20 protein-coding genes are annotated in these 22,860 nt (G+C 69.9%); 17 read left to right on the top strand and 3 right to left on the bottom strand.

Going from position 1 to position 22,860, the window contains the following annotated elements:
- Window positions 1–50: 50 nt before the first annotated feature.
- The 6 genes from OEB96_RS17275 (at window position 51) to OEB96_RS17250 (ending at window position 8,313) form a co-directional block, all read left to right on the top strand.
- Window positions 51–1,541 (top strand): tetratricopeptide repeat protein, encoded by a 1,491-nt coding sequence (locus tag OEB96_RS17275; protein ID WP_266217101.1) that lies wholly within the window; start codon window positions 51–53, stop codon window positions 1,539–1,541.
- Between the two features lie 57 nt (window positions 1,542–1,598).
- Complete coding sequence (gene dnaK, locus OEB96_RS17270; protein ID WP_266217099.1) at window positions 1,599–3,428, top strand: molecular chaperone DnaK; 1,830 nt, start codon at window positions 1,599–1,601, stop codon at window positions 3,426–3,428.
- Between the two features lie 137 nt (window positions 3,429–3,565).
- Entirely contained in the window at window positions 3,566–4,615 is a 1,050-nt protein-coding gene (locus OEB96_RS17265; protein WP_266217097.1) for a hypothetical protein, read from the top strand.
- Between the two features lie 138 nt (window positions 4,616–4,753).
- On the top strand, window positions 4,754–6,703 hold the full coding sequence (locus OEB96_RS17260) for an ATP-binding domain-containing protein (RefSeq protein WP_266217095.1): 1,950 nt from the start codon (window positions 4,754–4,756) through the stop codon (window positions 6,701–6,703).
- 56 nt (window positions 6,704–6,759) lie between these two features.
- Window positions 6,760–7,494 (top strand): endonuclease/exonuclease/phosphatase family protein, encoded by a 735-nt coding sequence (locus tag OEB96_RS17255; protein ID WP_266217094.1) that lies wholly within the window; start codon window positions 6,760–6,762, stop codon window positions 7,492–7,494.
- Between the two features lie 45 nt (window positions 7,495–7,539).
- Window positions 7,540–8,313, top strand: coding sequence for an SIR2 family NAD-dependent protein deacylase (locus OEB96_RS17250; RefSeq protein WP_266217092.1), 774 nt, complete (start codon window positions 7,540–7,542; stop codon window positions 8,311–8,313).
- Between the two features lie 5 nt (window positions 8,314–8,318).
- Here OEB96_RS17250 and OEB96_RS17245 read toward each other — a convergent pair whose 3' ends face one another.
- The gene (locus OEB96_RS17245; RefSeq protein WP_266217091.1) at window positions 8,319–9,884 is read right to left on the bottom strand and encodes a hypothetical protein; all 1,566 of its coding nucleotides are present in this window, start codon (window positions 9,882–9,884) and stop codon (window positions 8,319–8,321) included.
- 308 nt (window positions 9,885–10,192) lie between these two features.
- A complete protein-coding gene (coaE, locus tag OEB96_RS17240) occupies window positions 10,193–11,137 on the bottom strand; it encodes a dephospho-CoA kinase (RefSeq protein ID WP_266217090.1) in 945 nt (314 codons plus the stop codon).
- Window positions 11,138–11,210: 73 nt separating this feature from the next.
- Between coaE and yihA the strand changes: the two genes are divergently transcribed.
- The 10 genes from yihA to OEB96_RS17190 all read left to right on the top strand — a co-directional run bounded on the left by yihA (window position 11,211) and on the right by OEB96_RS17190 (window position 21,724).
- Window positions 11,211–11,957 carry a ribosome biogenesis GTP-binding protein YihA/YsxC gene (yihA, locus tag OEB96_RS17235; protein WP_266217088.1) on the top strand — a complete coding sequence of 249 codons (747 nt, stop codon included), beginning with the start codon at window positions 11,211–11,213 and terminating at the stop codon, window positions 11,955–11,957.
- Window positions 11,954–12,433 carry a ribosomal protein S18-alanine N-acetyltransferase gene (gene rimI / locus OEB96_RS17230; RefSeq protein WP_266217087.1) on the top strand — a complete coding sequence of 160 codons (480 nt, stop codon included), beginning with the start codon at window positions 11,954–11,956 and terminating at the stop codon, window positions 12,431–12,433. Before yihA ends, rimI begins: the two co-directional genes overlap by 4 nt.
- A gap of 328 nt (window positions 12,434–12,761) precedes the next feature.
- Window positions 12,762–13,586, top strand: coding sequence for a dihydroorotate dehydrogenase electron transfer subunit (locus tag OEB96_RS17225; RefSeq protein ID WP_266217085.1), 825 nt, complete (start codon window positions 12,762–12,764; stop codon window positions 13,584–13,586).
- Entirely contained in the window at window positions 13,583–14,599 is a 1,017-nt protein-coding gene (locus OEB96_RS17220; protein WP_266217083.1) for a dihydroorotate dehydrogenase, read from the top strand. Before OEB96_RS17225 ends, OEB96_RS17220 begins: the two co-directional genes overlap by 4 nt.
- 70 nt (window positions 14,600–14,669) lie before the next feature.
- A complete protein-coding gene (locus tag OEB96_RS17215; RefSeq protein ID WP_456320259.1) occupies window positions 14,670–15,023 on the top strand; it encodes a P-II family nitrogen regulator in 354 nt (117 codons plus the stop codon).
- 106 nt (window positions 15,024–15,129) lie between these two features.
- Entirely contained in the window at window positions 15,130–16,563 is a 1,434-nt protein-coding gene (gene glnA / locus OEB96_RS17210) for a type I glutamate--ammonia ligase (protein WP_266217081.1), read from the top strand.
- A 163-nt stretch (window positions 16,564–16,726) separates the two neighbouring features.
- The gene (gene asd / locus OEB96_RS17205) at window positions 16,727–17,617 is read left to right on the top strand and encodes an archaetidylserine decarboxylase (protein WP_266217080.1); all 891 of its coding nucleotides are present in this window, start codon (window positions 16,727–16,729) and stop codon (window positions 17,615–17,617) included.
- The gene (locus OEB96_RS17200; RefSeq protein ID WP_266217078.1) at window positions 17,614–19,518 is read left to right on the top strand and encodes an SAM-dependent methyltransferase; all 1,905 of its coding nucleotides are present in this window, start codon (window positions 17,614–17,616) and stop codon (window positions 19,516–19,518) included. The genes asd and OEB96_RS17200 overlap by 4 nt, the downstream gene beginning before the upstream one ends.
- A 544-nt stretch (window positions 19,519–20,062) precedes the next feature.
- On the top strand, window positions 20,063–21,286 hold the full coding sequence (locus OEB96_RS17195; RefSeq protein ID WP_266217077.1) for a sigma-70 family RNA polymerase sigma factor: 1,224 nt from the start codon (window positions 20,063–20,065) through the stop codon (window positions 21,284–21,286).
- Window positions 21,287–21,337: 51 nt separating this feature from the next.
- Window positions 21,338–21,724 carry an IPT/TIG domain-containing protein gene (locus tag OEB96_RS17190; protein ID WP_266217076.1) on the top strand — a complete coding sequence of 129 codons (387 nt, stop codon included), beginning with the start codon at window positions 21,338–21,340 and terminating at the stop codon, window positions 21,722–21,724.
- A gap of 24 nt (window positions 21,725–21,748) precedes the next feature.
- On the opposite strand, the gene OEB96_RS17185 is transcribed toward OEB96_RS17190, so the two are convergent.
- A complete protein-coding gene (locus tag OEB96_RS17185) occupies window positions 21,749–22,360 on the bottom strand; it encodes an FHA domain-containing protein (protein ID WP_266217074.1) in 612 nt (203 codons plus the stop codon).
- 281 nt (window positions 22,361–22,641) lie between these two features.
- On the opposite strand from OEB96_RS17185, the gene OEB96_RS17180 reads away from it, so the two are divergent.
- The coding region (locus OEB96_RS17180; protein ID WP_266217072.1) for a hypothetical protein at window positions 22,642–22,860 on the top strand (219 nt) is incomplete at its 3' end.

Here is a 22,860-nt window from a genome sequence, read left to right as displayed (position 1 = left end):
ATCTCCGGAGATCCCGAGGTCGAGCCCAGAAACGGCTAGAGTAGGCCCCCGTGGCCCTCGACCGCTCCCTGCGTCTGGAGCTCGATCCTCAGGCGCGCCCCGAGACCATGCCGCTGCGGCCGGAGGAGTACTTCGTGCTCAGTCGGGTGCAGGGGCAGCTGACCGTGGGGGAGCTCATCGCGGGCAGCGGGCTGGGGACCGCAGCCGCCGAGCAGCTGGTCGAGCGCCTGCTCGAGCTGGGCGCGCTGCGTCGCGCGGGAGAGCCCGCGCCGGCGCCGTCGGTGGCCACGACCCCGCCCCGTCGGCGCCAGAGCACCCAGGAACTCCGCGTGCAGGCCGAGGAGCGGCGCCGACGCGTGCTGCAGCAGCAGCTGGTCGCGAGTCGTCGCAGCACGCCGACCCCCGTCCCGTTTGCCCCCGAGCCCGTGGGCGACTCGTCGCAACCGTCGGCGCGGGGACCCGCGACCGGTGAGGTCCCCGTGGTGGCCGAGCCCGACGATGGGCCCGTCGTGTCGCCGGTGTCCGCCGATGATCCTCGTCTGGATCCGACGCTGGGCATCGGCCTGGACGATCAGCGCTGGCTGCTGGCGCTCGAGGATCGCGTCGACGAGCTCACCCCGTTCGAGTGGCTCGGCCTGCGCCCGACCGACGATCTCAAGGTCATTCGCGGGGCCTTTCGCGACTCGAGCCGCCGCCTGCACCCCGACGCCTACAAGGGGCGCGATCTCGGGCGCTACCGCTCGCTGCTGTCGAGCCTCTTCGCTCGAGCCAAGGCCGCGCATGCGGCACTCCAGTACGAGGAGGTTCGCAATCCCCTGGTCGAGGCGGAGCGGGCCGAGCAGGTCGAGCGCCAGCGTCGAGCCGAGCAGCAGGAGGCAGCGCGCAAGGCGGCCGAGGAGCTACGGCGACGAAGGGAGGAGCAGGAAGCAGAGCTGCGCCGAGCGGAGCGCGAGGTCAGGCGCGCCGAGCGTGAGCGCGAGCGGCTGGTGGGCGCGGTCAAGACCAAGGTGGCCGAGCACCTCCTGGCGGCCGACGAGGCCGAGGCCTCCAAGAGCTACGCCAGCGCGGCCAACAACCTTCGACTCGCGCTGCAGCTCGATCCCAGCGACGAGGCGCTCCGGGAGCGCTGGGAGGCGGTGCGCTCCCTGGCGCGCCATCAGCGCGCCAAGGACGCATTCAAGCGCGCAACGACGATGGCCGAAGGGGGCTACCGCACCGAGGCGATCCCACTGTTCCTGGAGGCAGCGGAGTCCGATCCCACCGTCGAGCACCTGGCCCATGCGGCAGATGCGGTGCGCGAGCAAGACCCCCCTCGTGCGCGGGACCTGGCGCTCGCGGCCCTGCGCGGCCTCGTGGAGCCCAGCGAGGGCCCCGCGTCGCTTCGGGCGTCGGTGGTCGCCGATCTGCGGCTGATGATCGGCCGAGCGTTCCTTGCCGCGGGACAGCTCGAATCGGCGGCCGAGCAGGCGCGGCTCGTGCAGCGCGTCCGTCCCGGCGATCCTCAGGCGCGCGCACTTCTCAATTCGGCCAAAGTGACCTAGCCTCGCGTTGAGGGCGCACCTGCTGTGGAGCGGCAGGGGCCCGAGCGAGCGAGCAGCATGGACAACGTCGTCGGCATCGACCTTGGCACCACCAACACCTGCGTCGCGATCGTCGAGGACGGGGTGCCCACGGTCATTCCGAACAAGGGCGGCTACAAGACCACCCCGTCGATGGTGGCCATCTCCGAGAGCAGCAAGCGGCTGGTGGGGCACATCGCCAAGCGACAGGCCGTCACCAACGCGCAGAACACGGTCTACGCCGCCAAGCGACTCATCGGTCGTCGCTGGGATTCCCCGGCGGCTCATGCGGTGCAGCAATCGTGTCCCTACACGGTGGTCGAGGGACCGCATGGCGACGTTCGCATCCGCCTGCGCGACACCGTCTACAGCATCCCCGAGATCAGCGCCTTCATCCTGCAAGAGATGAAGCTCGTCGCCGAGCAGTACCTCGGCAGCACGGTCGAGCGCGCCGTCATCACCGTGCCCGCGTACTTCAACGACAACCAGCGCCAGGCAACCAAGGATGCCGGGCGGATCGCCGGGCTCGACGTCGTGCGCATCATCAACGAGCCCACCGCGGCGGCGCTGGCCTATGGGTTCGGCAAGGATCTCGAGCGCAAGGTCGCGGTCTACGATCTCGGCGGCGGCACCTTCGACATCTCCATCCTCGACATCGGGCGCGGGGTGTTCGAGGTGATCTCGACCGCCGGCGACACGTTCCTGGGCGGCGAGGACTTCGACGTGCGCGTGATGGATGCGCTCATCCAGTCGTTCCAGGAGAAGACCGGGGTCGACGTGGCCGACGACCGCATGGCGCTCCAGCGCATCAAGGACGCGGCCGAGAAGGCGCGCTGCGAGCTGTCGGTGGCGCGCGAGACCCTGGTGGATCTGCCGTTCCTCTACACCACGCCCAGCGGGCAGACGTTCCACATGCAGGAGACGCTCACCCGCGACACGCTCGAGGAGCTCACCCGCGACCTGGTCGAGCGCACCGTCGCGATCTGCGACAAGACCCTGCGCGACTCCAGCATCGACAAGGGTGATCTCGACGACGTGATCCTGGTTGGTGGCATGACCCGCATGCCGCTGGTGCAGTCGCGGGTGGCCGAGTTCTTCGGGCTCGAGCCCTGCAAGGGCGTGCACCCCGACGAGGTGGTGGCGCTCGGCGCCTCGATCCAGGCCGCGGCCCTGGTCGACGAGAACATCGACGTGCTCTTGCTCGACGTGACCCCGCACAGCCTGGGGATCATGATCGTGGGTGGGTTCTTCCACCGGCTCATCGAGCAGAACACCACCGTGCCCACCGAGGCCTCGCACATCTTCACCACCGTGCGGGACAACCAGACCTCGGTGAAGATCCTGGTGCTGCAGGGCGAGAGCGATCGCGCCACCGACAACGAGCTGCTCGGCGAGTTCATCCTCAGCGGCCTGCGCAAGGCCCCCAAGGGCGAGGTCGAGGTCGAGGTCACGTTCTCGATCTCGGCCGACGGCCTGGTGAGTGTGGCGGCCAAGGATCTCGAGACCGGGCGCGAGCAGAGCATCACCGTCACCGCCACCTCGGGGCTCACCGAGGAGGAACTCCACAAGCTGGTCGAGAGCAGCCAGAACTACATGGTGGAGGTGCGCGCCAGCGAGGAGTTCGAGCGCCAGCGGCAGCAGGCCGATCGGCTGATCGCCGAGGTCCGCGAGCTGTTCCCGCAGGTGCAAGGGATCATGAGCGGCACCAGCTTCGGGCGCGACGCGATCGCCAAGGCCGAGGGCGTGCTCGAGCGCGCCGAGCGGGAGATCAAGAGCCAGGACGCGCGCAGCCTCGAAGAAGTGGTCGAGAGCCTCGAGCGCACGCTCAACATGTTCCGCGGCGTGGTCAGCAAGACCGGGCTGAGCTGAGGCAGGGCGGGAACGAGCGCGTCGCGGTCGGAGCTTGAGCCGTGACCGGGGCCCGGCTAGTCTCCGGCCGTGGGGCCGCGTGCGGATGGCTCCAGGAGCGACGTAGGACGATGTTCCGCGGGAGAACGAGGACTCGAATGAACCAAGGGCTTGGCCGAGGGCTTGGGTCGATCGTGCTGGCCGCTGCGTGCTCGGGTACCCCCGAGTCGGCCGACGTGACGACCGATGCGACCGATGCGACCGATGCGACCAGCGCTGCGACCACGCAGCCCTCGACCACCGAGGGTGGTACAGCGGGGACCACGACCGACGAGCCCGCACCCACGGCCGATGCCTCGGGTGGGGTGCCCTCGAAGGGCCGGGTACTGATGGTCGTGGCCTTCAACCACACGTGGTGGGCCGAGTACAAGGTGATGGCGGAGGGACTCGCGGCCGCTGGCTACGAGGTCGAGGTGCGAAGCAGCACCGACGACGCCGTCGCGCGAAGCTACGGCGAGCGGGTCGACGCGACGCCGGCGGGCGTGCCCGGGGTCGATCCGCTCGCGTACGAGGACTTTCGCGCGCGCTTCGAGGCGAGCTTCGGCGTCGCGTGGGACCCCGTGTGGGACGAGCCCACCACCATCGCGCTCGACGGGCGGGTGCAAGACGCTGCGATCGAAGACTACGTCGGGCTGGTGTTTCCCGGCGGCTCCGGGAGCCAGCACTACCGCTACGACGGCGAGTACGAGGACTTGGTCGATGCCGGGGGAGCAGGCCACGTGTCGCCGGCAGACGACGTGGCTTCGGCTGCGGCTGCGATCAACACGCTGGTCGTCGATGCCCTCGTGACGGGGCGGCCGGTGCTCGCGGTGTGTCACGCGGGGCCGACGCCCGGCTTCGTTCGCGTGCCCGGGACCGAGGGGCAGGGGCCCGGCGGCCTGGGCTCGAGCATCCTGCAGGGGCGTCGAGCCACCGGATTCCCGCTCGACATCGAGGTCTACGGAGCCGTGGGCGACGTGGCCGAGCAGTACCAGGCGCTCGGCATCGAGTTCGCGCGCGACGAGGCGGTGGTGGTCGACGGGCCGATCGTGGATCTCGACGGCGACGGAACCCCCGATGGCGAGGGCCTGGTGGTGACCGCCCGCTCTTGGTACCCCGAAGAGGTCGTGGCCGGGCTGGACGCGATGCTCGAGATCCTGGAAGGATGAGTGAGCCCGGGCTCGACGTGCTCGACCCGACGATAGCACGCCCGGCGTCGACGCGGCAGCTCGTGCGTTCTCGCCGGCGGTCGCTCACTCTTCGATCGCATGCCCCCTGCGCGCGAGTCCTCCACCGTCTCCCCTGACGTGTTGCCAGCGCCACTGCGCCTACGGCTGCAGCGCCTGAGTGCACTATGGGACGCGGCGCGCAGGGCCTGGCCGGGTCAGGGCGTGCCCGCGGTCGCCCACCTGCGCGTGCGTACGAGCGGACGCACGCGCGACGTGCTGCTGGGCACGCGCACGGCCAGCCACGCCGACCTCGTGGTGGTCGACTGGCGCACGGCTCCGCTGTCGGAGGCGCTGCTCGGCTACGAAGAGGGCGAGGACTACGAGATCCTGCTGCCCGATCGCACGCTCGAGGGCACCGTGCTCGAGCAGCACTTGCTCTCGGTCGAGCACGGTGAGCTCGCGGAGGTGCTCACGCCCAACGAGCGGCTGTGGCGTGACGGTGCGATCTGGCGGGTACAGCCGCGGGCCGAGGAAGGCGAGCTGCATCCTCGCGGTGCCGCCGCGCGCCGATGGGCCGAGGGGGCCGTGGTGCTCGATGAGCACCAGCGAGCGGCGGTGCAGCAGCCGGCCGATACCACGATGCTGGTGCTGGGGGAGGCGGGCTTCGGCAAGACCACGGTGGCCCTGCATCGCCTGGCATGGCTCGCCGAGCGGCGTGCCCCATCGTCGCCGACCGACGGGGGCAAGGCCTGGGCGCTGGTGATCGTGCCCACGGAGGGCTTGCGGCGGCTCTGTGCGCGACTGCTGACCCGGCTCTCGGTGCCGGGGGTCGACGTGCTCACCTTCGCCAGCTTCATCATCCGGCAGGCGCGGGCGGTGTTCGACGACCTGCCGGCCCGCCTGTCACGCGACGCGTCCGTGCTCACGGTTCGGCTCAAGCGCCACGCCGCGGTGGCCCAGGTGATCCCCACGGTCGCGGAGGGCACCGAGGCCATGCGGGCGGTGCTCCGTGGTCGCCGGCCCAAGCACGCCACCTGGCAGCACCTGCTGCACCTGTGGGGCGATCGCGAGCTGTTGCGGCAGATCGCCGCGATCGCGGGTGAGGAGGTGCTGCCCCCACGTGTGATCGACGAGGTCATTGGTCACACCCGCGTGCAGTTCACCCCGACCACCGAGCAGGCCATGCGCCACGTCGACGCCCAGCGCCTGCGCACGGTCGACGGCTGGTCGATCGACGAGGGTACCCCCGAGCAAGACGCACGGACGGTCGACCTCGAGGACCTGCCGGTGATGTTCGCCATCAACCACGCGATGACCGGTACCGATGCCACCCGCGCCGGGTCGCTTCGGACCTGGGAGCACGTGGTGGTCGACGAGGCGCAGGAGCTCGCGCCGCTCGAGCTGGCCGTGCTCGGCCGGGCGGTTGCGCCGGGCGGGGGGCTCACCGTGGTGGGCGACGAGCGCCAGCAGGTCGACGAGTCGGCCTGCTTCGGCGGCTGGGATCGGACGATGGCGTGGCTGTCACGAGCGGAGCACGCCCGGGTCGAGCTCCGCGAGAGCTACCGCTCGCCGCCAGCGATCGAGGCGCTCGCGAAGAGCCTGTTCGACCCGAGTGCATCGCTCGAGGCCGTGCGCGACCCGGCGTCATCGCTCGCGCTCGCGTTCCTGCGCTGCTCCTCGACGCTGCACCTCGCGACGGTGATCGGCCGCTCGCTTCGCGAGCTCCGCGACCGCGATCCCTCCGCTTCGGTGGCCGTAGTCCTCCGCCACCCCGAGGCGGCGCGCAGCCTCCACGGCGCGCTGGCCCGCGCCGCATCGATCCGCTTGGTGCTCGACGGCGAATTCACCCTCGGCCCCGGCGCATGCGTGACCACGGTGGCGCAGATCAAGGGGCTCGAATTCACCCACGTGGTGGTGCCCGACGCGACCTCGCGCAGCTACCCCGACGACGCTCGCGCCCGGCGGGCGCTCTACGTCGCGATCACTCGCGCGATGCACCAGGCGTGGCTATGCGCCGACGGCCCCTGGTCGCCGCTGTTGGCCGAGGCTCGGGCAACGGCGCACACCCGCGCCGCGGCGGGATCCTAGCCGCCTTGGGCCGCCTTGGGCCCCCGTGGCGCCGGTGCTACGATCATCGCCCCACCGTGCGGCTGCGGGCGCTCAGCTACAACATCCACAAGTGCATCGGGGGCATCGATCGCCGGTACCAACCCGAGCGAGTCATCGCCACCATCGCCCACTACGCGCCCGATCTCGTCATGCTGCAGGAGGTCGACGCCGGCGCCAAGCGCAGCGGAGGCCACCGGCAGGCGGACATGCTCGCGGAGGCGCTGGGCCTTCGCCATCACGCGTGGTTTCCCAACGTGTTCCTGCGCTCCGGCGGTGCCTACGGCAACGCGGTGCTCAGCCGCTTCCCCTGTCGCACCGCCTTCAACATGGACCTCAGCCTCGCCGGGCGAAAGGCCCGCAGCGTGCTGCACACGGTGGTGCGGATCCGCGTGGGCAGCCGCAGCCGCACCGTGCACGTGTTCAATCTCCACCTGGGCCTGCGGCAGGACGAGCGCCGCCGCCAGCTGGTGCGCTTCCTCGGCAGCCATCCGTTCGCCCACATGCACGCCCGCACGCCCGTGATCGTGGCCGGCGACTTCAACGACGTCTACGGCACCCTCGGCGCCCGGTTGCTCGTGCCGGCGGGCTTTCGGGCCATGCCCTCGGCGCCCAACACGTTCCCCGCCTATGCCCCGCTGCGTCCGCTCGATGCCTTCTTCGTGCGAGGCGACGTCCAGATCCGCAGGGTCGCGCGCGGCGAGATCTCCATGGCCCGACGCGCATCCGATCACCTCCCGTTGGTGGTCGACCTCGAGCTGGCCAACGCCTGAGCCCGTGTCCTTGTCTCCGGTCGGCCGCTGCGCCATGCTGGGCCGATGACCGATGACCTCTCGCTGCCGCCGATGGAGCGCTTCGCCCGGTGGGTCGACCAGGCCGAGCGGATCCTGTTCATCACGGGCGCGGGGATCTCGGCCGACTCGGGCTTGCCCACCTACCGCGGGGTGGGGGGCCTCTACGACGGGGCCGGCACCGAGGACGGCATGCCCATCGAAGTCGCGCTCTCGGGGCCGATGATGCACAAGCGCCCCGAGGTGTGCTGGAAGTACATCCACCAGGTCGAGCGGGCGTGCCGCGACGCCGCCCCCAATCGCGCTCACGAGGTCATTGCCGCGCTGCAGCGTCGCCGCGAGGGGGTGGTGGTGCTGACGCAGAACGTCGACGGCTTTCATCGTGCGGCGGGCAGCGAGGACGTCATCGAGATCCACGGCAACGTCCACGAGCTCCACTGCACCCGCTGCGCCTGGGAGCAGGTGGTGCCCGACTACGCGGGCCTGACGATTCCACCGCGCTGCCCGTCCTGCGATGCCCTGGTGCGGCCGCGCGTCGTGCTGTTCGGGGAGATGCTGCCCGATCGCGCCCTTGGTCGCCTTCAGGCCGAGCTCGCGCGCGGGTTCTCCCTGGTCGTCATGGTGGGGACCACCGCCGTGTTCCCGTACATCGCTGCGCCCGTACACTACGCCCCTCGCTGGGGCGCTCACACGGTCGAGATCAATCCCGGCGACAGCGAGGTCTCCCGATTTTGCGAGCTACGCCTGCCCGCCCGGGCCGCGCCCACCTTCGAAGCCCTGGCCGCGGCCCTGGGTATGTGAACCGTCTACAGCGGGATCTTCACGCCGTGCTTGCTCTTGCACGTGTTGCGCACGCCGGCGCGCTTGAACAACGGCACCAGCCTGAGCGCATTCTTGGCCTTGCCGATGTCGTTCATCGCGCAGGCCGACAGCGCCATCACCTCGGCTGCATCGCCGCTGGGCTTCATCTTGTTGCTCTTGGACGCCATGGAGTACGCCGATGATCCCTTGCCGGCGGCGTACGCCGAGCGGGCGCGCTTGAGCAGCTCTTCGGCCGAGAGCTCCTCGTTCTTGGGCGGCGCGGCCTTGGGCTCGTCCTTGGGCTCGGGCTCGGACTTGGCGCGCGATGGCTTGCTTCCGCCGCCACGCTTGCTCTTGCCACGCGACCCGCTGGCCGACGCCACCGCGTCGGACTCGTCACCGTCATCGCCCTCTTCGCCGTCGGCGAGGTCGTCGCCCTCGCCGTCGTCGATGGCTCCCGTGCTCATGGCGGCCTCGACGGCTTCACCGGTCGTGCCGTCGGCCGTGGTGCCGGCCGCGGGCTCCTCGTCGGCGGCTCCGGAATCGGCCGCCGGGATCGGCTCCGGAGGCGCGGGGTCCGTCGCGAGCGCCTCCTCGGGCGAAGCGGGCGGGGTGGTGGGAGCCGCGGGCGCGGCCGCAACCCGAGCCGGCGGATCGTCGTCACCGCCCTTGGCCAGCATGATCACCAGCACGAGCGCTGCGACGGCAGCGAGCGCGCCCACGATCATCAAGGCGCGGGGCTTGGCCGCGTCCTCCTTGGCTGCCATCGGCATGGCCTGCGGGCCCCACAGCGCCGCGCTCAACGGCGGTTTGGGCGCGACCTCGGTCGAGACCGACTCGGCCCTCACGGCCTGCTTCGTCTCGGCGGCCTGCTTCGCCTCGGCGGCCTGCTTCGCCTCGGCGTCGGCCCTGGCCTGCTCGATGAGCTCCGAGGCGACCTCGGCCACGAGCTGCATCGTGTTCTGCGACGCGAGCGCGCCGCCGTCACCGGGCTGGGGAGGCCGAAGCCGAGGCGGGAGCGAGCCCGAGGGTGGTGGCATTGCCGCTGCCGTCTGAGGGCGCTGCCGCGGAGCGGCCCGAAAGTCGGCCGCCTTCGGGATCGATCCATCGCGCAGCATGCCGGGCATGGGCAGCCGGGGCACGGACGCCACCGGCTCCTCGCTGGCGTCCGGGTCGTCGTCCCGTTCCGCTGCAACTGCTTCGACCGCTGGTTCGGCCCTGGGGGCGGCGGCCAGCAGCGCGGCCAGGGCCCCCTTGGACGCGTCGTCGTCGGAACTCGCCTCGGGCTCGGCGCTGACCTCGGTCGTCGGCGGTCGCAGGCGCGGCAGCGGCCCCCCCAGCGTGGGCGGCGGGAGCTCGAACGACTTGGCCGGCGACGCGGCCTTGGGTGCCTGGTCTTCTTCGTCGTCGAGATCCCACCCGTCGTCCGGTGGGACGCGCATGCCGCTGGTGCTCGACTGTGCATCGAGCGAGGGCACCTTGAGCCCGCTGGTGCTCGACTGCGCATCGAGTGAGGGCACCTTGAGCCCGCTGCCGCTCGACGAGGCCTCGATTCGAGGAGGCGGTGGCACCAGCGGACGCTGGGGTCTCGAGGGGAGCGATTGCGAGCCCGCATCGTCGACCGGCTCGGCCTCTACGCTCGGCCCGGGCGATGCGCTCGACTCGTCCTCCCCGTCCGGGGGGGCCTTCGCGGCCTCGTCGGTCGGCGCGGTCGGGCCCGGCCGGGAGGGCGTCGGGCGGGCCGAGCCGATGGTCGGCGGCGGGGGCATGATCCGTGAAGGCGGCATTGGGGCGAACCAAGCTTATCAGCCTCCTTGCCGGGATCTCCATTTGCTCCCATATCGAGCGCCCCTCGGCGGGGGCATCGATGTCGTGGAGCCTACGAAGACGACGGGGCGGACCCGTCGATCCGCGTGATGCGCTGATCGGTGCCCATCGTGCTCTCGTCACCGGACGGCGGGCTGGGCGGCTCGGGCGGACCCTTTCGCGGCGCTCCCGTGTCGACGATGGTGGGCGGCCCCATGCGGCGCAAGTCGTGCTCGTCCTCGTCGGGCTCGAGCAGGGCAACGTCGTCGAGCTCTTCGGGCACCGGCGGGCTCGTGGGCACTGCGGTCGGGCGACGGCTGGGCGGCGCTTGCTCGGGGCCGTCCGCCTCGCGCACGGGCATCGCCACGCTCGGCGTGCCGGCGGCCGGCGGTGGCGCTGCCCCCGGGCGCTGCGCCGACGGGCTCAGCCTCAGGAAGCGAGCCATGAGGAACTCCACCTCGCGCCGGAGGTCGTCGAGCGATCCGTCGTTCTCGACGATGTAGTCGGCGCGCCGTCGCTTCTGGTCCTCGTCCATCTGCGCCGCGATGCGGGCGCGCACCTCGGTCTCCGTCACGTCGTCGCGGGTGCGAACCCGGGCCACACGGCGATCGGTCGGCGCGGTCACCAGGATCACCGCCTTCATCTCACCCTGGAGATTGCGCTCGAACAGCAGCGGTACCTCGTACACGGCCACGTCGTGGCCCGCCTTCTCGAGCGCGTCGAGCACCTGCTCGAAGCGATCGCGGATCCGCGGGTGCAAGATCGCCTCGAGCTCGCGGCGTCGCTCGGTGTTGCGGAACACCAGGTCGGCCATGCGGCGCCGGTCGAGCTCACCGTGCTCGTCGAGGATCTCCGGTCCGAACGCCTCGACCACCGCGCGCAGTCCCTCGCTGCCTGGCGCCACGACCACCCGCGACAGCTCGTCGGCGGAGACCACCGGGACCCCATACTCCTCGAGCAACTCGGCCACGGTCGACTTGCCGCTCCCGATCCCTCCCGTGAGGCCGTACACATCCATGGAGCCCGCAGCGTAGCAGCTTCCGCGTCTTCCCTGGGTCTTTGGGTCGGTCGCCATGGTACGGATGCACGGGATGGCCCAGTCCCGCACCCGCACCACGGGAGCCGACGCTCCGCCCCGCACCCCCGCGGGCTGGCGGGTCGTGGACGCCCAATTCGTCACGAGCGCCCCCACCGTCGACGACTGCCCGGCCGACGAACTCCCCGAATTCGCCCTCGCCGGCCGCTCCAACGTGGGCAAGTCCAGCCTGCTCAATGCCCTGTGCGGTCGTCGGGGGCTGGCTCGGGTCAGCCGTACTCCGGGGCGCACCCAGCTGCTCAACGTCTTCGAACTCGCCCTGTCCGGCCCCGGCGCGCAGCGCCGAGTCCTGCGCTGCGTCGACCTGCCCGGCTACGGCTACGCGGCCGCCCACCGCAAGGTTCGCGAGGGCTTTGCGCCGATGATCGAGGGCTACCTGGCCGGGCGCCGCGCGCTGCGTGCGTTGGTGCTGCTCATCGACGCCCGCCGAGGCGAGCTCTCCGAGCTCGACCTGCAATTGCTCGAGCTGGCCACCGCCCACGGCCACCCCGCGTTGCTGGTCGCCACCAAGGTCGATCGGATCGGCGCCTCCGAGCGCGGCTTGCTGCGCCGTCGCCTCGGCGCCGCCGTCGGCGCTCGGCCCTCCGACGTGCTGCTGACCAGTGCGAGCGCCAACCTCGGCCTGTCCGGACCCGACGGCTTGGCGGCCGATCTCGCCGCGCTCGCCGAGCCAATCGCCGAGCCGATCGCCGAGCCGGAGCCGGGGTCGACCACCGACGCCGCCGAGCGAGCATCCACGTGAGCGCCGCCGATGCGGTGGGCCGCCCCGCCACCGCGATCGACCTCCCCGCGCTCGCTGCCCTCGATGCGGCGTGCTTCGGCAACCCGTGGTCGCTCGAGGACTACCGCCAGGAACTCACCCGATCGTTCGCCCGCCTGCACGTCGTCGAGGTCGCCGGGGTGCTCGTGGGCATGTCGTGCTCGTGGGTCGTGGGCGACGAGGCGCACCTCTTGCGCATCGCGACCTCCTGCGGCGAACGCCGCCGCGGGCGGGGCAGGGCGCTCTTGCGAGGCGTGCTCGACCACGCCACCGCCGCAGGCTGCCAGCAGGTCCTGCTCGAGGTCGCATCGAGCAACGAGGCCGCCCTGGCCCTCTACGCCGCCTTTGGCTTCGTCCCCATCGGCAGGCGCAACGGGTACTACGCGCATCCTCCCGACGATGCGATCGTGATGCGCCGCGTGTTGTCGCATGCGCCGTCGGCGAACCACTCCGACTGATTTCCATGGGATGCCCAGGTCAATCGGTATACGGCTCCGATCCCCGAAATTTACTCGTTTTACTCGTCACTGGAGAACGACCGCCAAGGAGATCCGCTCGGCGATCGATCCCACATCGACGGCGCGAGGAACCCGCTCGTCCCCCGCCGGCGTTCGCGACGAGTGCGGAGCTCGTTCTTCCGCTTCGTTTGGCCCGCGGCTGCGGTTGCGGCGTGAACGCGATGGTAGCGGCCATGCGTGCGCAACGCAGGGGTCATCCAACATTCGTCCGACGCTCACCAAGCCGGACGGTGGACGACCGGCGGCACCTGTCCTATCAACGCGGCCCGTGGTGACCCCGTCGCCCTCCCAGTTTCGGGCCCGCGTGGTGGATACCCGTGCGCTCGTTGGCGGCTACTTCGTGCTCTCGATGGAGGGACCGGCGCAGCCCGCCCCCCTCGCCGCCGTGATTCCCGGTCAGTTCGTCATGCTCCGCGGCGAGTGGGGGCGCGATCCGATCAACCCGCGCGCCTTCTCGGTGCTCGACTCCGATGGCGACGGTCGCTTCTCCGTCATGCTCAAGGCCTACGGCCGTGGCACCGCACGCCTTTGTGCCATGCGCTCCGGCGAGCCCGTCACCGTCACCGGTCCGCTGGGCCAGGGAACGTTCGTCTCGCCCTCGGCCCACGGTCCCACTCAGCTGCTCGTCGCCGGGGGCGTGGGCCTGCCGCCGCTGCACCTGCAGGCGCGCCGGGCCGCCGCCGCCGGCCTGGCCTCGCGCGTCGAGCTGCTCTACGGCGGTCGCGACCGCGATGACCTGGTGCTGTTGACCGACTTCGAGGGCTGGGGCGTGCGCATGCACCTGGCCACCGAGGACGGCAGCCTCGGCGATCGCGGCTTCGTCACGGTGCCCTTGCAGCGGCGCCTGCAGGCCGCCGCCGACGCCGGCGAAGCGCTCCAGATCCTCGCCTGCGGGCCCACCCCCATGCTCCGCGCCGTGCGGGCGATGGGCCTGCGCCACCACGTGCCGACCTTCCTGTGCCTCGAGGAGGAGATGGCCTGTGGCTTTGGCGTGTGCCTGGGCTGTGCCGTCCCCGTCTACGGCGACAAGCCCTACGAGTACTGCTGCACCGAAGGTCCCGTGTTCGAGGCGCGGAGGGTTCGCTGGTCATGACCGCGCCCGTCCGTTCCGCCGCGTCCCTGCGCCCCGAACAGGTCGAGCTGGCCTGCCGCTTCGGCTCGCTGTCGCTGCCGCACCCCATCATGACCGCCTCGGGCTGCTTCGCCTACGGTGACAAGTTCGCCCCGTTCTTCGATCTGCGTCGGATCGCCGGCCTCTCCACCAAGGGCATCTCGCCACGTCCTCGCCCCGGCAACCCGCTGCCACGCATCTGCGAGACCGCCGCGGGCATGCTCAACTCGATCGGTCTCGAGAACGTGGGCGCGCAGGCGTTCCTCTCCGAGAAGCTCCCCTGGCTCGCCGAGCTCGGCATCAGCGTGTGGGTCAACTTCTTCGGCGAAGACATGGATTCCTACGTCGAGTGCGCGCGCATGCTCGACGCCGGCCACGACCGCGGCATCGACGTGCTCGAGATGAACATCTCGTGCCCCAACATCAAGAAGGGCGGCATCGAGTTCGGCACCGTCCCCGCGGTCGCCCACGAGCTCACCAAGCGCTGCGTCCAGGCCACGCGGATCCCCATCGTGGTCAAGCTCAGCCCCAACGCCGCCGACCTGCCGGCCATGGCCCAGGCCGTCGCCGAAGCGGGCGCGGTCGGGGTCTCGCTCATCAACACCATCACCGGCATGGCCATCGACGTCCGCACGCGGCAGCCGCGGCTGGCCACGACCTACGGGGGCCTGTCCGGTCCCGCCATCAAGCCCATCGCCTTGCGGATGATCCACCAGGTGCACCGCGCCATGCCCCAGCTTCCGATCTGCGGCATGGGTGGCATCACCACCGGCGAGGACGCCCTCGAGTTCCTCATGGCGGGGGCCAGCTGCGTGCAGGTCGGCACCGCCAACTTCGCCCAGCCCGCGATCGGACCTTCCATCCGCGACGAGCTACGCGACCTCATGGCCGAGCTCGGCATCGCCCGTCCCGCCGACGTGATCGGCTGCATACGACCCGTGCCTCCCGAGCCCGCGTGGGCCTCCGAGGCGCCGGAACCCGGCTCCGCCTCCTAGTTCCTTGCCCGAGCCTGCCCCGATCCCCTTTCTTCGTTCCTGCCGCCATTTCACCGTCGAGGCCTGCCCCATGGATTCCACCGAGATGCTCAAGGTCGAGGCGATCATCCGCCCGTTCGCGCTCGACGACGTCAAGGAGCGCCTCACCGAGGTCGGCGTGGGTGGCATGACCGTGTCCGAGGTCCGCGGCTTCGGGCGTACCGGAGGCAAGCGCGAGGTCCACCGCGGCTCGGCCTACGTCATCGACTTCGTCCCCAAGATCAAGATCGAGGTGGTCGTACCCGCCCGTCTGGTCGAAGAGGTCGTGCAGGCGATCCGCGAGGTCGCAGCGTCCGATCGCATCGGCGACGGAAAGATCTTCGTCATCCCCGTGCTCGACGCCATCCGCGTGCGGACGGGCGAGCGCGGCGAATCAGCCCTCTGAACCGGCCCTCTGAACCGGCCCTCTGAACCGGCCCTCTGAACACCCGGTCCCTGGCCACTCCCAACCATCCGCACGCAACGTCACGACGAGACGAGACGAGAGCACCGTGAGCAACTCCAATTTCCCGCAAACCAAAGAAGAGGTCCTCGAGCTACTTCGCGATCAGGACGTACGCATGGTCGACGTGCGCTTCATCGACCTGCTCGGGGCCTGGCAGCACTTCACCGTGCCCTCCCACCAGCTCGACGAGGCTGCCTTCGAGGAGGGCTTCGCCTTCGACGGCTCGTCCATCCGCGGCTGGCGGGCCATCAACAACTCCGACATGCAGGTGATGCCCGAGGCCTCCACCGCGCGCATCGATCCGTTCATGGAGGTGCCCACGCTGGTGCTGTGCGGCGACATCCGCGATCCCATCACCGGCCAGGACTACGAGCGCGACCCCCGGACGCTGGCCAAGCGCGCCGAGACCTACCTGCGCTCGACCGGCATCGCCGACACCGCCTACTTCGGTCCCGAGGCCGAGTTCTTCATCTTCGACGACGTGCGCTTCAACAACCGGGGCAACACCGCCAGCTACGCGGTCGACTCGGTCGAGGGCCACTGGAACTCGGGCCGCGAGGAGTTTCCCAACCTCGGCTACAAGGTCCGCGCCAAGGCCGGCTACGTGCCCGTGCCTCCCACCGACGCGCTCCACGACCTGCGCACCGAGATGGTGCTCGCCCTCGAGGACGTGGGCATCACCGTCGAGCGCCAGCATCACGAGGTCGCCACCGCCGGCCAGGCCGAGATCGACATCCGCTACGACTCGCTGGTCTCGCAGGCCGACAAGATGTGCTGGTTCAAGTACATCATCAAGAACGTGGCGCGCCGGGCCGGCCGCACCGTGACCTTCATGCCCAAGCCCCTCTACGGCGACAACGGCAACGGCATGCACACGCACATGAGCCTTTGGCGCGACGGCAAGCCGCTGTTCTCGGGCGAGGAGTATGCCGGCATGAGCGAGCTGGCCATGCACTTCATCGCCGGCATCCTCCAGCACGCCCCCGCGCTGTGCGCCTTCACCAACGCCAGCACCAACAGCTACAAGCGCCTGGTGCCCGGCTACGAGGCGCCGGTCAACCTGGCCTACAGCGCCAGCAACCGCTCGGCCTCGATCCGCATCCCCGCCGCGGCACGCTCGCCCAAGGCCGCCCGCATCGAGTTTCGCACGCCCGATCCCACCGCCAATCCCTACCTCGCGTTCGCGGCCCTGCTCATGGCCGGTCTCGACGGCATCGAGCGCAAGCTCGACCCCGGCGAGCCCCTCGACAAGGACATCTACAGCCTCTCCCCCGAGGAGCTCAAGGACGTTCCCTCGGTGCCGTTCAGCCTCGAGGGGGCCCTCGACGCGCTCGAGCGCGACCACGAGTTCCTGCTGCGGGGCGACGTGTTCAGCACCGACATCATCGACGCCTGGGTCAAGTGGAAGCGGGGGCAAGAGGTGAGCGAGGTCCGCATGCGACCCCATCCCCACGAGTTCGAGCTCTACTTCGACGTTTGATCCGTCCCGAGCGCGACACCGGGTCGACGGGGCCGGCCGGGGTCGTGCGACCCCAGTCTGCCGCCGTCGACCGGACCGGAAGGGAACCTCCTTGCCTGGGGCGCAGGTCGCACCCCGGGTCCCTTGCGTGCGGGGCAGGCGCTCAGCTAGTCTACGCGCGCTGATGAGCGATCGCGGAACTCCCCTGCGCGCCCGTCTTGCTGCTGCTCTCGTGCACGCCACGCCCGACTGGTCGGCCGTGGTTGCCAGCCGGCTGATGGGGGCAGCGGCACGCATGCGCCTCCCGGCTCCGGTCGGGCGGGCGGCGGTCGGCGCCTATGCGCGCTACTTCGACGTCAACCTGCGCGACGTCGATCCCCTCATGCTCGAGGACGGGTTCGCCTGCTTCGACGAGTTCTTCACGCGCCCCTTGCGTCGCGGCGCGCGCTCGATCGATCGCAGCGCCACCACCGTCGTGTCTCCCTGCGACGGCGAGCTCCGCGACGTCGCACCGGTCACGGGTGACACCGAGGTCGTCGCCAAGGGCCACGCCTTCTCGGTGGGCGAGCTGGTCGCCGACGAAGCCTTGGCTCGCGAGTTCATCGGTGGCACCGCGCTCACCATCTACCTCCACCCACGCGACTACCACCGCGTCCACTCGCCATGCGATGCGCTCGCCCACCGCGTGGTGCACGTGCCCGGGCGGTTGTTGCCGGTCACCGCCGCGTCGGCGCGTCGCGAGCCACGCCTGTTCGCCCTCAACGAGCGCATGATCCACGTGCTCGAGACCGGCCACGGCCCCGTCGCCGTGGTCATGGTCGCGGCCTTCGGTGTCGGTCACATGACCTGCAGCTATCAGCGCTTCGATCCTCATCCACGCGAGCTGCAGGTACGAGACTGCGATCCACCCGCTCGTCTCAGCAAGGGCGACGAGCTCGGAATGTTCCATCTCGGGAGCACCGTCATCCTCTTGGCCGGCCCCGGTTTGCACGGCACCGAGCCCGCCTTGCCCACGCCGGTACGGCTCGGCCAACCCTTGCTCGAGGAGCGGGGCGCGGGAGGCCGTAGATCGTGAGCGCGTGGCAGATTGCGCGAGAGCAGTGGCTCGCCTGGATCGAGGACGATCTGGCGCTTGCCCGGCATCCATCCGGCCCCCTCGACCAGCTCGATGCCCATCTCGAAGTACGCCTCGGACGGGGTGGATTCGTGGCGGCCGAGCAAACCCTCGCCCGACCGGGCGTCGAGTCGAGCACCCACTCGTTCGAGCGCCGCGCCACGCTCGTTCGCAGCACCTTCGACGACGACGATGACGACGACCAGACACGGATCCGTCCGGAGCCGCGAGGTCTATCCGCGGGTCCGCCCGCTGTAGACGAGGCGATCGAGCCCCTTGCGAGCCCCGCCCCGGACGTGCTCGAGGTGGGCTTGCGCGTTCCCGAAGCCGGGCTCGAGGTCTCGCTCCATGCCCCTGTCGGAGATACGGTCGTTGCTCCGACCCCTTCGGGGGGCACCGTCATCGCTCCGGCCCCCGTGGGGCCCTCATACGACGATCCTCTCCCGGAGCCCCCGCCCCCGGCCGTCGAGGCCCGTGGGAATCGGGACGACGCCGCAGCCGAGCCGACCGACGCCGTCGACCAGGACGCCGACGATGGTCTGTTCATCCCAACGCTGACGCGTTTGACTCCCGAGCCGGAGCCCATCCCCATCGACGACGTTCCCGAGGAGCCGCTCGACGAGCTCCCGCCGGTCGTCTCCGGTCAGACCGTCGTGGGGCCCCCCCCGGTCCCGCCCGACGAGCCGGCGGAGGAGCTCCCGATCGAGTCTGCCGGAGTCATCGCGGTCGAGCCCGACGAATCGGCGCAGACTCTCATCCGCGGTGAGATCCCCTCACGAGACGAAGCTCCGCCGCAAGCCGAGGTACCGCGCAAGTCCAAGGTCGTCATCGATCCCTCGGCCAGCGGGGTGATGAGCGCCGTATACGACGAGGAAGAGCCCGACGAAGCCGTCGACGACGAACCCGACGAGCTCGATGCCGATGACCTCGTCGAAGACGACGAAGACGACGACGATGAAGACGAGCCGACTCACGAGGCTCTACCTCCACCGGCGCCCAGCCGCCCTCCCGCCCGGGAGGGCCGTACGGTGGACATCGGTCCTCCGCCACCGCCGGTGTCGGCTTCGAATCTGCACGCCGCGTTGTCTGCGCTGCCTGCGGCTCCCCCCGTTGACGAGGATTGGCAGGTCGATGCCTTTGGCGATCACTACGCCGCGTTGGTGTCTCCCCTGCGAGCGGGGGTGGTGGCTGGCGAGGTCGAGTTCCTCGCGTACTCGCTGGGGCTAGGTCCGGGCGCATCAGTGCTCGACGTAGGCTGTGGCGACGGCGCCCATTGCGTGGCACTGGGCACACGTGGCGTGGCCGTGACCGGTCTCGACGCATCCCCCGTGCAGCTGATGCGGGCCAGTCAGGCCGCCCAGTCGGCCGGCATCCCCTTCGAACTCATCTCGGGTGACATGCGCCAGCCGCCAGTCGAGGGCCCCTTCGACGCGATCCTGTGCATCGGTGGCACTTTGGGGATGTACACGGATGAGGACGATCGCATCGCGCTCCAGCACATGCGCGACCGCCTGGTCCCAGGCGGACGGGTCATGCTGCACGTCCTCAACCGCGACTACATCGTGGGACGTCTGCCGGCGCGCTCGTGGTGGCAGGGTCAGGGATGCCTCGTCCTCGACGAGGCTCAGATGTTCGCCCCCACCAGTCGCGTCCACGTGCATCGCACGGTGGTCTTCGAGACCGGCAAGCAGTTCGAGCACAACATCGCACTGCGCCTCTACGGGTTGACCGAGCTGGTACACATGTGTGCGCAGGTCGGCCTTCGCGTGCTCGAATACTCGGGCAGCCGGCACACACGGGGGCGTTTCTATGGCGCCACCTCGTCGGAGGTCTGGTTGGTCGCGCAGCGCTCCGACGGCTGACGACGTCGAGAGATCCCTGGGGATTCCGACCCGCTGGGTCGAGCGTGGACGATCCGTGTGCACCGCTACGGTCGCCGAGGTGTGACGCGAATGTCGTGGGTATGACGGACCTGACGGGCGGGAGCGGGGCGAAATCGGCCCGTTGTGAGACCCCGATCACGTTTCCAGGCGCTTTGAAGCTTCGGGATGGCCCGGGCCATGAAACCTAGGGACGCCCAACCCGTTCATTTGCCTGGGTCTAGGACAGCCAGCGCGCAGTTCGGTGTTCAACTTGCAAGAGCGAGGAATGTCGCTCTCGACACCGTTACCCCGAGGCTCCTGGCGACGTTCTCGCCCTTGCGGAAACTTTCACGCCCGTTCGCGTGTTCCTAAACGAACGGGCTCCCGGTCCGCGAACCTCCTTACCAACCCACTTCCATCACGAAGGTACAGCATGGCACGGCGCAAGGTCACCCGCGGAGCTCCTCCCCGTCTCGCTCGCTCGCGGAGCCGCACGTGGGCGAGCTCGCGTCCCCGTCGCGAAGGTGCCGGTGCAGGCAGCACCGTGTCCAGCAAGCCCAAGGGCACGGGCGACGAGGATGCCGACAGCACCCTGGGGGCCTACTTCAAGGAGATGTCGGGCCTCGACGTGATGAGCCCCGAAGAGGAGCTTGCTGCCGCCACGCGCATCGCCCAGTTTCGCATCGAGTACTGGCGCCGCTTGCTGGCGTATCCGCCGTTCATCGACGGCATCGTGGCGTTGGTCGAGGAGTCGCTCGACTCCGAGGACGTGCCGACTGCCGAGCTTCGTTCGATCCGCAAGACGGCCCGCGCACTTCGTGATCGCGAGACTCGGAGCAACAAGGACCAGTTCGAGCACAGTCGCGCTGCATTGGCGGATGCTCTGTCGAGCATCGACACCGATGGCATCGTGTCCGATCGGATCCTCGAAGAACTACAGGCGATCGACGGAGGACAGCGTAGCGGTCTGTCGCTCGCAGTTCGCCCGCCGCGGCGGGGCAGCCAGCCCTACAAGGAGTACGTCGAGCGGGCTGCACGTGCCCAGTTCGCGCTTCGCACTGCCAAGCATCGCTTCGTCAAGTCCAATCTGCGCCTCGTCGTCTCGATCGCCCGTCGCTTCAACCATGGCCGCATGCCCCTCCAGGATCTGATCCAAGAGGGCAACATCGGTCTGATGAAGGCCGTCGATCGGTTCGACCACCGCAAGGGCTTTCGCTTCAGCACCTACGGGAGCTGGTGGATCCGTCACGCAATCAGCCGGGCCATCGCCGACAAGGGCCGGGCCGTTCGTCTGCCGGTCCACATGATCGATGCACACCACAAGGTATCCAAGGCCCGACGCGAGCTCGAGCTGCTCCATGGCCGGGAGCCCACGCCCGAAGAGCTGGCGACCCACACGGGCCTCGCGGCTGCGAAGATCGAGAAGATGCAGACCCTGCTGCTCGAGCAGCCGGTGAGTCTCGATCGTCCGGTGTCCGATGCCGATGGTCGCAAGGTCGTCGACTTCCTCGAGGACGAAGAAACCGAGCAACCTGGCGATAGCATGGAGGCCGATGCGATCAACGAGCAGGTTCGTCAGGTCATCACCGGGCTGCGCCCGATCGAGGCCGACATCCTGCGCAAGCGGTTCGGTCTGGAGTACGACGAGGAACTCACGCTCAAGGAGATCGGCGAGCAGTACTCCCTGTCGCGGGAGCGGATCCGACAGCTCCAGGAGCAGGCGCTCGGTAAGATCCGCCGGGAGCTGCGCCGCCGAGACATGCTGTAGGTCACGCAAGACCCTTGGCCGGCCGGGGCAGGCACGAGTAGTGTTTGCCCCGTGCTCGCGCTTCCTTCCTCGAGCCTCCTTCGCAGCGGTGCGGTCACCTTGCTCGTCGTGGTCGGTGCGATTGGTTGTTCCATCGAGCATCCACTGACCGCGAGCCCGTCACGCGGTGGGCAGGGAGGCGGCCACGTGGTGCGCATCGAGGGGGAGGACTTTGCGGGGCACGGACCCGTGTCGGTCTACTTCGGCGTCAAGGGAGCCAAGGCGGTGGTCATCGAGAGCCCTTGGCTCATCACGGTCCTCACTCCGCAGGCCGAGGAGCCCGCGACCGTCGACATCGAGGTGCGCTTTGGCGACGGAACCACGCTCGAGCTGCCCCAGGCCTACACCTACGAGGAGGAGCCGGGCATCGTCTTGCGGCCGGAGATCGGGGGGGGCTGACCTCGCGCGCCGAGGATCGAAGGCTCACGCTCGATCGAGCTGGAAGAGCTTCTGACCAATGAGCACGAGGCTGCCGTAGGGCAGCACCGAGCCGGAGCGCACACGCATGTACGTGCCGTTGGAGCTGCCGAGATCCTCGACGAACACCCCGGTGTCGTCACCGAAGACGCGGCAGTGCGAGCCAGAAACGTAGCCGTCGTGGGGAAATGTGATGTCTCCGTGCTCACGACCGATGGTGAGTCCCTCGCCTTCGATGGCGAACGCCTGGGATGCCACGGTGGGCTCCACCAGCAGGCTGAGCCGGCCCCAGTAGCCGGGGTTGGGGCTGCCCATCCGCTCGGTGCCGTCGTCGGTGGGCGTGGGCTCGGGAAGGTCTTCGTAGTGGAGCAGCTCCTGACCCACGCGGAATTGATCGCCGTTTTGGATCTCCACTCGGCCGTGGATCTTGACGTAGATCCCATTGAGCGAGCCATGATCCTCGGCGCGGATGCCATTGGGCTCGGGAGTGAGGGCGCCGTGGTCGTTGTCGAGGTAGGCGTCCTCGTCCCATGGCGGCCCGGCGGCGCGACCGATCTGGAGGACCTCGCCGGGCGTGAGCACTCGCTCCCCGACGGGAGAACCATCGGGGCCGAGCATGATGAGCCGAGCCGATGGCGTACCAACCGCAGCCTGGGCGGGGGCGGTGGAATGACGAGGCGGCGGCTTGGAGGCCGTGGACGCGGCAGCGGCTGCTTCGCGAAGCTCGCGCATCTCCTCGGGTGCGTGCTCGACGAATACCGTCTGCGCGACACCGACGTCCTCGACCGGGGGCGGAGCGGCTAGCTTGGTGCCGCAGCGACCACAGAACGCGAACCCCGGGGGATTGGAGAACGTGCACGAGGGGCAGGCGGTGTACCCGTCGGTGGTCGGGGCTGCCGATGACCCCTGGGGCGCAGCAGCAGCAGAAGAGGCGGCGGGCGTGGATGGAGCGGGTGGCGGGCTCGGTGGATGGGCACCGCTCGTGGTCGGAGAAGAAGGGGCGGAGGTCGGTGGTCCGGCGCTACGGCCAGGACCGGGTGGTGGCGGTGGCGGCCGGGAGGCGGTCGATCGGGGAGGTGGCGGTGGCGTGCCCGATCCCCCTGCCCAGCCGTCGGTCA

The organism is Paraliomyxa miuraensis, from assembly GCF_026337845.1.
Lineage (GTDB): Bacteria > Myxococcota_A > Polyangia > Nannocystales > Nannocystaceae > Paraliomyxa > Paraliomyxa miuraensis.
The sequence above is the reverse complement of the archived record's forward strand: the minus strand, read 5'-3'. Positions and strand labels throughout refer to the sequence as shown.